The following is a 12,556-nucleotide window of genomic DNA, read 5'->3' on the forward strand; positions in this document are numbered from 1 at the left end:
CCTAGGCTGCAGCTATTGGCCGGCCTGGGTTTGGCCGGTTTCTTTCTCTGGTTGACACTGCGCGGCGTGGATCGCACCAGCGTATTGCAACTAGTCGCCCAGGGTTTCTCCGTGGCCTGGCTGGCCCTGGCACTGGGCTTTCTTGCCCTCGGATATAGCTGCCGGATTTTGCGCTGGCGGCGGATGCTGCAGCCCCTCAATCCAGACTTGGGCATGATGCACTGCGGCATTCCCTTGCTGGCCTCGATGGCGGTGAACAACCTCCTGCCACTGCGGGCCGGGGACATGCTGCGCTGCTTCGGGTTCTCAAACTGGTTACAGGTCCCGTCGGGAGCGGTGCTGGCGACGGTCCTGGTCGAGCGCGCGCTGGACATGGTTGTCGTTATCCTCGCTCTCGGGCTTGCACTCAGGTTCTTTTCGCTGGGGGGCGGTGCGTTGGGTATGGTGCAATACAGTGGCATACTGCTGTTTGCCTTGGCCGCCATATCGCTTTTGCTACTGCTACGCCCCGCGTTGCTGGCCCCGGTTCTGGCCAGGCTGACACGCCTTGCCGGGATTTTGGGGCCCGATCGACAGGCGCGGGTTGAAAACCATTGTCAACCACTGCTTGATACGCTGATCAGGCTTTCAAATCGCGGTGCCATGCCCTGCCTTATGGGGTATTCAGTACTGGCCTGGCTGTTCGAAGGCGCCAGCTACTGGGCGATTGCCCGCTCCCTGTCGACACTCCCCCTACCCGAAGCCGCCTGGCTCGCCATGCCGGTTGGCACCCTTGCGACACTGTTACCCTCTTCGCCCGGCCATGTCGGCACCTTCGATTACTTCGCCCAGTTGGCTACGGTGGCGGTCGGTAATCCGCTGGCGGAAGCGACCGCCTATGTGCTGGTGGTGCATGTGGCGCTGTGGCTGCCCACAACCCTGATCGGAGCGATCTGTCTGCTGATCTGGGTGTGGCGGGGAGCCGCCGCCGGTAACAACCAACGATGAAGCCCAGCGTCGCTGTCATCGGTTCCGGCTTCACTGGGCTGGCCGCCGCCCGCGATCTGGCCCGCGCGGGTCATCCGGTCACGGTCATTGAAGCGGATGGTCATGTGGGCGGCCTCGCGGGAGCATTTCAGCCGGACGAAAACGTGGAGGCGGAACCGCTCGATCGCTTTTACCACCACTGGTTCACCTCCGATCTGGAAGTGATGGCATTGATCAGGGAACTGGGCCTGGAGGATGCGGTTGCCACCGAGGCCAGCCTCACAGGCGTTTACTACAACCGTCGCATCACGCGCTTGTCCACCCCCCTTGACCTGCTGCGTTTTACCGCACTGCCGCCACTGGATCGCCTGCGGCTCGGATGGCTCGCCCTGCGCGCCCGCCGGGTCAAGGACTGGCGCCCTCTGGAGCATCTCACCGCCGCTCAATGGTTGCGCTCCATGGCCGGAGAGCGGGTATATCGCGTGATGTGGGAGCCCTTGTTGCAAGGTAAATTCGGCCGCCACGCCGACGCTATCTCGGCCGTCTGGATATGGAACAAACTGAAGCTGCGCGGCGGGTCGCGAGCCAAGAGCGGTGCAGAGCAGTTGGTTTATGTTCGCGGCTCCTTTGCACGACTGGCCGAGGCCATTTGCGCGGACATTCAGGCACATGGCGGCAGGGTCAAAACCCATTCCGCCGCCACTGAGCTGATCCCGCTGGCGCGCGGCGGCTGGGAGATCCGTGGCCCATGGGGCAGCGAGCGGGCCGCGCGGGTGATCGCCACCACCGCTCCCCCAATCCTGGCTGATCTGATCGACGGCTGGGCCGCACCACACACGCTGGCCTCCCTGCGACGCATCAACTACCTCGCCAATATTTGCCTCGTTCTGGTACTCGACCGCTCGCTTTCATCGACCTATTGGTTGAATGTGAACGACCCAGGATTTCCCTTCGTCGGCGTTATCGAACACACTCGCTTCCAATCACCCGCGCACTATGGCGGGCGGCACATCGTCTATCTTTCCCGCTATCTGCCGCAGGATGACCCGCTTCTCGACCTGTGCGCTGATGATTTTCTCCACTTCGCCATCCCGCATGTGCAACGCATGTTCCCTGCGTTCGACCAGCGCTGGATACAAAGGCATCATGTCTGGCGCGCCCTCTGGGCACAGCCGATCGTCGAACGGCATTATTCGCAGTTCATTCCCCCGGTGGAAGGGCTGGCACCTGACCTCTACCTTTGCTCCATGGCGCAGATATACCCCGAGGATCGCGGCACAAATTATGCCATCCGCGCGGGTCGCGACCTGGCCGCGCGACTGATTGCCGGGGGCTGAAGCGTGGCGGCAAAACCCTTTGTGATGGCCCTGGATCGCGGCCTGACCCGCGCGGCGACCCAGCAGGAGCTTTGGCTGGCGCGTTTTACCGGGGCGGCACCCGAAGCTGGGGAGCTACCCCTCGACAGCAAGGTTGTCACGCTCGCCCAACAGGCTGCATCACAGGGGCGGCCCCTGTATCTGCTGGCTGAAAACCCGCATCTGGCAAGAGCTCTACTGGAAAGAGCCCAACTTGACGCGTGCGTCATCGATCTCAACGGTCTGCGGGGTGACTCCCGGCTCAAGAGCCTAAGGCGCCTTATCGGCGACGACGCGTTTGAATTTGCTGGCGCCGCCCCCCTCGACCAGCCCATCCGCAGGGCGGCCGGGGTAGACGATCCAGTGACACGGTTACTGCGGGTCGACACCGTCCTGGGGCTGTGGCGCAGCTTGCGGCCGCATCACTGGATAAAGAATCTGCTGATTTTTCTGCCCCTGCTCGCGGCGCAGAAGTGGCAGGAATCGTCTGCCCTGGCCCAAGCATCGGCCGCTTTCGGGGTTTTCTGCCTGACCTGTTCAGCCATCTATATCGTCAACGATCTTTTCGATCTGCGGGATGACCGGCGCCACCCCCACAAACGATACCGCCCCCTGGCCGCTGGCCAGCTAAAACCCGCCACTGCCCTGCTGGCCGCCTTACTGCTGCTAGGTACTGGCATCGCCTTGGCTGGGCTGTGGATACCTTCGGGCCATTTTCTTGCCCTGACCCTGACTTACGCGGTGGTGGCACTGCTTTACTCGCGCTGGCTTAAAACGCTGCGCTTCATCGATCTGTTCAGTCTCGGCGCCCTGTACACGCTGCGCGTGGCCGCTGGGGCTGCTGCCATCCATATATGGCCATCGTTCTGGCTGCTCGCCCTGTGCCTTTGTCTTTTTACGTCGCTGGCCTGCGCCAAGCGCGCGGCAGAGCTGGTGCAAGCACAGAAGAACGGTTTGCAGGGGATTTCTCGGCGTCGCTACCAACTACAGGATTTAAAAGCGATAAGGGCACTCGGTGCATTGACTGCCACCGGAGCCTGCGCCGTGTTGATTATCTATACATCCGAGAAAGCGCCCAAACTGTACGCCAATCCGTACGCGGTTGGGCTTGCGGCGCTCCCGCTGATGCTCTGGGTGGTGCATATCTGGCAAAAAGCGACCGCCGGACAAATCCGTGAGGACCCTGTCCTTTTCGCACTGCGGGACGCAAAGAGCTGGCTGCTACTGGCAGTACTTCTTTTGATGTTTGTCCTGGCGCAGCCCTGAACTCAGTCGACGTTGGTGCTACGGCGCCGTGCCAAATACAACAGCCCAGTAAAGGCCAGAAATGCGACCATCAAAAGCCATGGCGACGAACCCGCCGACAGAACCGGTACATCCACGGGGGTGACCGCCGCGGGCGGGATGCTCGGTGTCGGCAGAGGTCCGGTTGGCGTGGGACCCTGCGCCAGTACAGTAGAGCTTAGAGCGGCCAGGCCCACCCCCAAAAACCACTGCTGTGCCCTTCTAAGATAGTTCCCCATCACTGATCACTCCGATAACAAAGTAATGACACCCAAGCCTATCAACCTTCCCCACCCTCTGGCAACGGCTCTGGGGGCACTTGCCAATCAACGGCAAATGTCCGGTTCAATCCGGACAATGCTTCCACCGCTACCTGTATAGACCTCCGAGCCAAGGGCAGCAATGGCATTGCCCTGCAATTTCGGGTAACGCCGCCGTTCCACCTGACCCACAATGGCATAGCGGATGTTATACCTTCGGACAATACGACAACGCAAGACCGGATCTTCAGTGCTATAAAACAACTCTACATGGCGCGCACGAGCATTGGCCGCTTCGCCATCTCCGCGCCACAGCCATTCATGTGCCGCCCAGCCGACGACGGCAGGCAGACCGGTCATCGCGGAAGCACGCGCTGTCTCCCCAAAGGCCTCGCCGCTGGCCTCGACCAACGATTCACCCAGCGCCAGATCGAGCTGGCTGACTGCTTCGACCAGTTCACGCTCATCGCCAAGATAACCGTAACCGTCAAGACCGCGAATCAACCCCGGTGGACTATAAATATGCGCGGCATAGACCAGCGTCGCCATCAAGGGCGCGGCAGCAATCATCGCACCCATCATCCACACCCCGCCGCGCACCACCGCCGGCGCCAGCACCGCGAAACCCGCGATAATGATCAACTGCTGGGCCCGAAAACTCAGCTTGAACATGGTGTTGGCACGGGCGTACTCCAACTCATAGATATCGCGCATGATAACGATTTCGGGGAGGGCTATCAGGAACAGCGCGGCCACCAACAGGGTCGCGCTGAGAATCTGTGGATCACCCAGGCGCCATACACCCAACAACAGCAGCCCGACCAACGGCAGGGCATGACCGTAAACCGCCAGTAGCTGCCAGGCCGGAGTGTGCGCTGGCGCCAACTCAACACCACTGGCAAATGGCACAAAGCTGCCCATGAAGGGGGCAGCCGTAAGAAAGGCCGTCGCCACGGTAACGAGCGCCGCTGCCCCCCATTGATCAAGGCACTGCCACATGGGGGAAGGCTGTCGCGCGACAAGCAGCAATGCAGCGATCAGCGAGATCATTCCGAGGATCGCCACGTCCCAGGAATTGATGCCCATGCAAAGCCCGAGAATCCAGCCAAGCACAACAAGCGAGATGGTATCCGGGGGCGCCCCCGACAGACCGCGTCGGATGATCGTCACTATCACCAGCATGGCGAGAAGAAAAACCGGTGTTGCCACTACATGCGCATGTAAATCTCCCGCGGCAAAGGCATAGGCGGTGAATTCGGTAAACCCCTTGTCAGCCGCGGGTGGATCAAAGCCAATGAAACGCGTTGAGTCCGGGAAATAAAAATCCACCTTCGCTGTCGGCATGACATCGCGAAATAGCGTGTAGAGGACCGAGTGGAAGTTGCCGCCATACAGCGTAACCAGAGCGGCGGCACCGCCGAGAACCCAGCCAATACTGTCGCCACGTGGCTGCACCAACGCCACCGTTAGCCGCCAGGTGGCAAGGCCGGTCAGCCCGAATAAACCGGCCATGGCTATCTGATAGGTCGCCGCGGGGGAAGCGCCCATGATATGGCCCCAGGCAGCAGTCATGGCCTGACCGAGATAGTAGTAATTGATCGTAGCGCCTGCATACCATGCGTCCTGTGGAGGCATGAAATCACTGCGCATCGCTGCGGCGAGGAAGGCCATGTCAGTGAATTTTTCCAACCCCAAAAGATCGGCGCGCGCCAGCCGCTGGGCGAGGCCAAACCAGAACAACGTGGCAAAAGACAGCGCAGCAACCAGTCCTCCACGGCTATCTGCCGATGGCGCGGGCAGCAGAAGGCGCGCCGCAACCAACAGCACCAGGCCCGACAGGGAAACGGCAGGAAAGGGCAAAATCCCCAGGGCCGAGATCAACCAGGGAAACCAGCCAATGAATGACCATGCCAGCAGGATCGCCACCACCCAACCGCCACCGCCCGGCACCAGGCGCAGGGCGAGCGGTCTCGCGGCCCAGGCGCCGATGGCCAGCACGATCATGTAACGCAGTACCAGCACCATCTCTGCCGGAGGCAGGCTGCCGATCATGGCAGGCGTCTCAGCTTGGACGCGAGCGCAGGGGGCTGACAGGCGGCGGGATCCGCGGTCTGTTGCAGAAGAGTCACAAGCGCCTCCTCTGAAAGCCGAGCTTCATTGCGCCACAGGATCACTTCGGGCCGGTCAAAAACCTGCCGCGTTTCCTCCCAGCCGAGCCCGGGGGCAAACAGGGCACCAAACATACTTCGGCGCTCGAACCTCAGCGCTGGCGCAAAACCCAGTTCGCCGTCCGCCAATGCTGCGTAATAGCTGCATATCACGGGGGCGGATTGACGCAAGCGGGGCAGCACCGCCCAGTTGCGACGACTGGCGATCAGCAGCCATCCAGCCCGCGATAGAGGTTCAGCCAGCGCACGGGGCGATATCTCCGCCGCGGTAAGGGGGAGTGTCAGGACAGCCATATCAGCGGTCTGCGCCAGATCATGCGGTTCGATGGCAACGACCTCGTTGGGCAGTGCGCGCGCCAGCAAGGCGCTCTCTGCCAGGATGCGTGCATCGCGACTCCAGTAGATCGACGCCTGGTCGATGCCGGCCATGAGTATCAGTCCCAGGGCGCAGCAGCCCAGCCCACGGACAGTTTGACTGCGGGGATGTTGAACACATCTCCCCAGTGCCGTAGCAGCCAGCAACAGCAGTATGGGTACAATTGGAGCGAGGTAGCGGAAAAATTTTGCTTCCCACCCAACAACAATCGCGGCGTAGCAGGCAGCGAAGGCCAGCCCGGGGGCTGTGTACCGCCACCCCCGTTGCGACATCCCCAACAGGCCCAGCAGCGCCAGGGGCAAACCGACCCAGGCCAACGACGAAGCGAGTTGTGTCAATTCAAACCCGCCCGCCGATACCCCTTCAAATTGCGCAACCCAGAACGCCGGCTGCGTGCCCGTCACAATGGCGCTTTCGTGTCGCATAACGGCCAGCCACTCATCGGTCGCCAGCCACAGCGATGGCGCAGACAACAGGGCAAGCCCCGCCGTCAGCAGCACGCCGGCTGCCACCAGCCGCCACCGAGCGCGATCGACCCGCCCCCCCAGCACCAGAGCTGCCAGTGGAATGATTGACAGCATGATCGCCGTGGTCTTGAAGCCAAAGCCAATCCCCAGAAGGGACGCCGACCAGAGCATCATGCGACGATCCGTGATCTGGCCGGCCAGCCAGCGCGCCGCGACAAGCCATAACACCATAACCAGCAGCACCAACACGGATTCGGTGGTACCGAAATGCGCCCATTGCACCAGTGGTGCAGAACCGGCAAAGGCCGCTGCCGCCACCAGCCCCGCGACCTGACCTGTGATCAGTCGCGCCAGGGCGGCCGCAACGGGGATAGTCGCCACCGACACCAGGGCCGATAGCCAGCGAGCACTAAGGGTCAGGCAAGCCTGGTCGGCGCTGTCGCAAAAGGGCAGCGACAACAAGCGCGGCAACCAGAGTGCCAGGTCGTTGTAAGCGTGAAAGGAGGGGATGACCGATCCCGCAGGCCACAGTTCCAGCGCAGCCCTGACCAGGTTGCCCTCATCAGGGTGCAGTCCACGCCCCTCATCCCAATTCAGCCCGATCAGCCGCAACATCAATCCGAACAGCGTCAGGGCGATCAGGAAACACTGATAGCGCGTGTTATTCAAAGTACTCAGATCCCGACTCTGGCGGGCACAAACAAGAGCAGCGGAACACACATAAGAAAGATGCCAGCGCGTTTTGCACCCAGCGGAAGCTCATTCACACACGTCTGATTATTTCGCTATCCTAGCATGAAAGAAGGTACTGGCAATCTAACCCGGCGCCAGCACACGGAGTGCGATCCAACTGGCAGGCTTTACAGGATCGGGAAGAGGCAGCGGAAGACAGGTCAGACAATTTGAACGAGGATCATATGCGACGGGGGGTTCTGTTGTGCCTTTGCTATTACCTGCCGAATATCTCGGGCCTGACTCTCGCGGCACGGGAACAGGCTCGCTTTCTGTCGAGCAAGGGATACCCGGTACAGGTACTGACATCGCGCGCCCCGGGACAAGCTGCCTGCGAGACCCAGGGTGAAATCCAGATCAACCGCAGTTACACACCAGGCCGGCTGGGCAAGGCGCCCATCATGCCGTTCCTCGCCCGTGACGCCTGGCTGGCGACAAAAGATGTCAGCGTTGTTGTGATCCATTTACCCCACCCGAATGCCGCGATTCTGACCCTTATCTCTCGCCTGCGAGGGCGCCAGGTTTTGCTGCACTATCACTGCTCCCTCTCACGCAAGGGGTTGGCGGCGCAGGTATTGAGAGTTCTGACGGCCGTCCCGCATATTCTGGCGGGATGGCTGGCTGGGAAGGTGCAGGTGGTGTCGGAGGACTATGCCCGCCAGTCGGTTTTTTGCCGCCTCTTCTGGCACAAGTTACGATTTGCCCCTCCGCCCGTTCCGGCCGATTTTCTGGAACCTGTCGAGGCACCTGCAACCCGGCATGCCCCACTACGTGTCGGTTTTGTCGGCAGGCTTGCCCGACAAAAAAACCTGCCGCTGCTATTTCTGGCCTTTCGTCAACTGTGCCAGCGGATGACTCAGCCGGTTGTGCTCGAACTGGTCGGGCCAAGTGACCATGTCATAGGGGAGGCGGGCGTATCCTCACTGTTATCCATGGCAGAAGCTCTCGGTTGCGACATCCGGTATCGCGGCGTGCTACCGGACCAATCCTTGCGTCATTTTTACCGGGAAACAGACCTGCTGGTGCTGCCGAGTTCTGATCGTCAGGAATCCTTCGGACTGGTTCAGGTGGAGGCCATGGTGCAGGGCGTTCCCGTGGTCGCGCTGGATCTGCCCGGCATACGGGAACCGATCAGACAAACTGGTATGGGCTTACTGGTGGCGACCCATTCTGCGACAGCACTGTGTCAGGCCATGCTAACGGTATTGACCGAGGGACCACCACAGCGCCTACCCCCAGAGGAGATCAGGCGATTGTTCGCGGCAGAGGTCAGTTGCGCACCGATTTTGCAGCTTCTTGCATCCGATCAATCCCCGGCTAGCGCGGATTTGAGAAACTCGGCATAGACCAGCGGATCGTAGCAGGAGTCGCGACGGAAAATCCTGACCTGTGGATGGTCGTAAATACGCCAGGGTTCTTGCGACCAGGCATCCCGAAAAGGCAAGCCCGGCAGCGGGTAGCCGCGATCAATGGCCAAGACCAGGGAGAAACAGGCCTCACCCGAGAACAAGGCCCGATAGTGTGCTGCGGTCATGGGGAAGCGCTCTGGCAGACGCGGCATGACAGCAAACTGACGCTCGGACGACAGTATCAAAAAATCGGTCCGCGCTAGCAGCTCCGCCATCCGCTGCGCCTTTTCCGGGCCGTCGGGGTCGGTGATTCCCAAAGTCTGCAAAACAAACCAGTCGTCATGTGAAGGCCAGCGATAGGGCTCCCCCGGCGCGGGCGCGATGATCGCGGGCAGGGGCTCGTCCCAGATGGTTTCGTTGGTCAGAACGGTTCCCCTCGGCAGCGCCCACAGCCAATGCGACGCTACAACCCGTGGATGCTGGCCATCGTGCAGCCGAACGACGCCGCCCCCCCACCAGAGCGCACCAGCCAGCGCCATGTAGCTGGCGTACAGGCCAAGTCGCGGCGGCGCCATTGCCAGTAGCATCGCCATGGGCGCCAGGGCGGGCGCGACATACCGCAACAGGCTGCCGTTATTCACCGTAACGGGGATCAGGAAAAAGGCCGCAAAAGCGGTCAGGGGAATCGCGGCGGCGGGTGAACAGAGGGTGGGGCGCGCCATCAGCATCAACAGCAATCCCACAGCCACCGGCCCGCTGCCGAACAGGGCAAAGTCGCGCAGAAAGGACATGGGGCCATAGCCCGCACTCCATTGCCATCCAGGCGGAAAATCGCTTGCCGTCGCCATGGCCATCAGGGACGAAAAATCCCCCAGCCAATCCCGCGATGGCCAAAGCCCCCAAACACCGGGCCCCTCAAATGCAAACGGATTGATCAGCCGGAAGCAGATCATGGCAAGCGTCAGCATCACCGCGCCCGCGGCCAGTGTTTTGTGGATGCTCAAGCCGCCCCGATAGGCCAGTAGCAGTGCGACTGCCCCGGGTAATGCCAGTACTGCCCCGGTGATTTTAACGGCCAACGCCAGGCCGCCACCGACGCCGGCCAGTGCGGCCATGGCCAGAGGGCCGACCCCGCCAGTGCGCCCACTAGCCAGCGCCATCAACGGCACCGTTGACAGGGCGCAGGCTGTTGTCATCCAGACATCGACGGTATAGAAATTGGCCAGCTGCAATGCACTGGGCATGGCGGCGTAAAGGGTCGCGGCAAACAGTCCCGCCGCGTTCCCTCCCACGAACCGCGCTCCGATAAACACCATCAAAACGCTCAGGGTATCCATGGCCACCGATAGGCAGCGCGCCAGTGCCATGAAGGCAAATCCATCGGTAATACCCAGCATCTGTCCGACCAGCACACCAGCTAGCAGTGGCGCCTCGCCATAGACATAGAAGGTGTCACCCAGATGGGGATTTAGCGGTGAGCTTTCCGAGAACCACCAGTCCGACAGACTCAGCCCACTGTTGGCCGGATCAGACAGTGCACCGAGCATCGCCTGCGCGAGCAAGAACATATGCCGCTCATCGGCATGCAACCCGGCATAATCATCCCAGGTGATGCCCATGAGCCGCAGCTGGGCGGCCAGTGCCAGCACCATGATCAGCGCCAGAGCGGTCTGCCCCCGGTTGTTATCGAAGGTGAAGCGCATGCGTATTGCCAGATGCTCTAGTGGAGATCAAAAATCACTGCCTGCCCAGACACTGGATGTGCCAGGTCGCGGTACTCAAGATCGGCGAACTGAATGCCCGCTTGCACTGACGGTATATAAACACGCCGCGGTCACAATGAGAATAACCAGCCGGGATTGGCCGCGAGCCAGGGAATAGCAACTGCGTTGCGCCTTCTCGGCGCTTACGCTACTTTACGGGCAAAACAGCCAGCAAAAAGGCACATACATGGGCGTGAAAACCACCATATACGGGGCGTTGGGGGTGGCGACAGTGGCCTTATCCCTGGCCGCGATGCAGGCAACCGCCGGCACCACCTACTACCGCTGGCAGGATGAGCGGGGCAACCTTGTGCACAGCGACCGGCCGCCGCCACAGGGCGTATCCTACGAAGTGATCTCTACTGGCGGCCAATTCAAACGGGATGTACCCGCCGACGAGGGCGCCGTCCCCCGGGAGGTCAACCCCAGCATCGACAACCGCTTCGATAAGAAGGCGGTCAAGACCAAAGAACAGATCAAGAAGAACCCGGAGGTGTGCGACCGGGCCCGGGAAAATCTCACCACGCTGGAAACCTGGGACGAGGTCAATGTGAAGGACGACCAGGGCGACATTCGCGCCCTAAGCGCCGAGGAAAAAGAACAGCGCAAGGAAGAGGCCAAGCGTCAGATTGCGCTGCATTGTGACTAGCGGGCGTCACTTGCCCGCCCTGCCCGCCGGCAGAACCCGCCATTACTGCTTCGTCGTCGTCTCGCCGCCGGCAATCAGGTAGGGATAGCCCTGGTTCATCCAGCCAAAAATGCCTTCATAGAGCACCGCTGTGCGGGTGTAGCCCAGCTCTCCAAGCTGCTTGACCACGTAGTCTGCCGCCGCACGCGGACAGGCGCAGTAGGCAACAATCATCACGTCTTTAGGCAGGTCCTGGGTCTTGTCTTCCAGTTCGCTGTAATACGGGAAGGGAATGGAGCCGGCGATATGGGCGCGCTGCCAGGCCGATACCGCACGGGTATCCAGCAGGATCATTCTCTTGTTGGCCTGCAGGGCCTCGAACAGGGATTCCGATGACACATACTGCCCGTCCATCAGTTCGAAATCGGGGTCTTCACCCTGGGGATTTAGCACGTACTCATCGGGCGTTGGCAGGGCCTGCAGCACGGTTTTCTCCGGCGCCAGTTCAGCGGCCCAGCTGCGGATAAACGCGGTAACGTTGTCGATATCGGCAGCCGACAGTTGCGTGCCAAAGGAAGGCATCGGCGTGCCCTCACGCCCGAACTCAATCGCATAGCGAATAAATTCATCCGTGTTGTGCGCCAGCGCCGAGGCATTGCTCAACGCAGGCGCGGTAACCCCCTCGCCCCCGCTACCGTGGCAGGTGGCGCAATGCTGGGCATACACCGACTTGCCCTGCTGGGCATCGCCAGCCACCGGCTCCCGGGACAGCTTGAGGGGATGGTCCAGGCCCGACTGCTGGAACAGCCAGTAGGTCAGGTGCTTAATTTGCTCAAGCGTCATCGGCCCGCCCACTTCGTCCAGATAACCGGCCATCGGTGTGCCCAGGCGGCCATAGGAAATGGGCAATGCCAAGCCCATGGGCACACCGGTAGCCATGAGGCTAGGGCTGCGCAGCGAGGGGGCATGGTCATTAACATGGCCCTGGCGATCCGCTCCGTGGCAGAGGGCGCAGTATTTCTGGTAGTTGGCGGCAGCTTCGTCTGCCTGTTCCTCGGTGAGCGCTTTCGGCGGCTCCGCCTGCTCGTAGATACGCTCGGCGAATGCGGGCAGTGCACTCATCGCCATCATTAACGGTATGACAATCCATTGCATCATAGTCCTACGCTCCTGTAGCAACCTGTTGCCTAACGATATACAGGAAAATG

At 61.3% G+C, this 12,556-nt stretch carries 9 protein-coding genes; 5 read left to right on the top strand and 4 right to left on the bottom strand.

Features of this window, described 5'->3' with window-relative positions; genetic code table 11:
- The first annotated feature begins 15 nt into the window (after positions 1–15).
- From DDZ17_RS12740 to DDZ17_RS12750, 3 genes are read left to right on the top strand one after another with little or no spacing between them, the layout of a single operon-like run.
- A complete protein-coding gene (locus tag DDZ17_RS12740) occupies positions 16–987 on the top strand; it encodes a lysylphosphatidylglycerol synthase transmembrane domain-containing protein (RefSeq protein WP_157976622.1) in 972 nt (323 codons plus the stop codon).
- A complete protein-coding gene (locus DDZ17_RS12745) occupies positions 984–2,303 on the top strand; it encodes an NAD(P)/FAD-dependent oxidoreductase (RefSeq protein WP_116367346.1) in 1,320 nt (439 codons plus the stop codon). Before DDZ17_RS12740 ends, DDZ17_RS12745 begins: the two co-directional genes overlap by 4 nt.
- 3 nt (positions 2,304–2,306) lie before the next feature.
- Positions 2,307–3,587: a UbiA family prenyltransferase gene (locus DDZ17_RS12750; protein ID WP_157976624.1), complete on the top strand. Its 1,281-nt coding sequence runs from the start codon at positions 2,307–2,309 to the stop codon at positions 3,585–3,587.
- Positions 3,588–3,931: 344 nt separating this feature from the next.
- On the opposite strand, the gene DDZ17_RS12755 is transcribed toward DDZ17_RS12750, so the two are convergent.
- Complete coding sequence (locus DDZ17_RS12755; RefSeq protein WP_116367348.1) at positions 3,932–5,917, bottom strand: DUF2298 domain-containing protein; 1,986 nt, start codon at positions 5,915–5,917, stop codon at positions 3,932–3,934.
- A complete protein-coding gene (locus DDZ17_RS12760) occupies positions 5,914–7,545 on the bottom strand; it encodes a glycosyltransferase family 39 protein (protein ID WP_116367349.1) in 1,632 nt (543 codons plus the stop codon). Before DDZ17_RS12760 ends, DDZ17_RS12755 begins: the two co-directional genes overlap by 4 nt.
- Before the next feature lie 233 nt (positions 7,546–7,778).
- On the opposite strand from DDZ17_RS12760, the gene DDZ17_RS12765 reads away from it, so the two are divergent.
- A complete protein-coding gene (locus DDZ17_RS12765) occupies positions 7,779–8,954 on the top strand; it encodes a glycosyltransferase family 4 protein (protein ID WP_157976625.1) in 1,176 nt (391 codons plus the stop codon).
- Here DDZ17_RS12765 and DDZ17_RS12770 read toward each other — a convergent pair.
- Entirely contained in the window at positions 8,915–10,660 is a 1,746-nt protein-coding gene (locus tag DDZ17_RS12770) for a glycosyltransferase family 39 protein (protein ID WP_116367351.1), read from the bottom strand. The genes DDZ17_RS12765 and DDZ17_RS12770 overlap by 40 nt on opposite strands.
- A 253-nt stretch (positions 10,661–10,913) precedes the next feature.
- On the opposite strand from DDZ17_RS12770, the gene DDZ17_RS12775 reads away from it, so the two are divergent.
- Positions 10,914–11,369, top strand: a complete 456-nt coding sequence (locus DDZ17_RS12775) for a DUF4124 domain-containing protein (protein WP_157976626.1) — start codon at positions 10,914–10,916, stop codon at positions 11,367–11,369.
- 42 nt (positions 11,370–11,411) lie between these two features.
- Here DDZ17_RS12775 and DDZ17_RS12780 read toward each other — a convergent pair whose 3' ends face one another.
- Positions 11,412–12,506, bottom strand: a complete 1,095-nt coding sequence (locus tag DDZ17_RS12780) for a c-type cytochrome (protein ID WP_116367353.1) — start codon at positions 12,504–12,506, stop codon at positions 11,412–11,414.
- Between the last annotated feature and the right edge of the window lie 50 nt (positions 12,507–12,556).

The organism is Parahaliea mediterranea, from assembly GCF_003402235.1.
Lineage (GTDB): Bacteria > Pseudomonadota > Gammaproteobacteria > Pseudomonadales > Halieaceae > Parahaliea > Parahaliea mediterranea.

Bases quoted from the DNA above. Each gene is read 5' to 3' on its own strand.
- DDZ17_RS12745 (WP_116367346.1), top strand. From the start codon at position 984: ATGAAGCCCAGCGTCGCTGTCATCGGTTCCGGCTTCACTGGGCTGGCC.
- DDZ17_RS12755 (WP_116367348.1), bottom strand. From the start codon at position 5,917: ATGATCGGCAGCCTGCCTCCGGCAGAGATGGTGCTGGTACTGCGTTAC.
- DDZ17_RS12770 (WP_116367351.1), bottom strand. From the start codon at position 10,660: ATGCGCTTCACCTTCGATAACAACCGGGGGCAGACCGCTCTGGCGCTG.
- DDZ17_RS12780 (WP_116367353.1), bottom strand. From the start codon at position 12,506: ATGATGCAATGGATTGTCATACCGTTAATGATGGCGATGAGTGCACTG.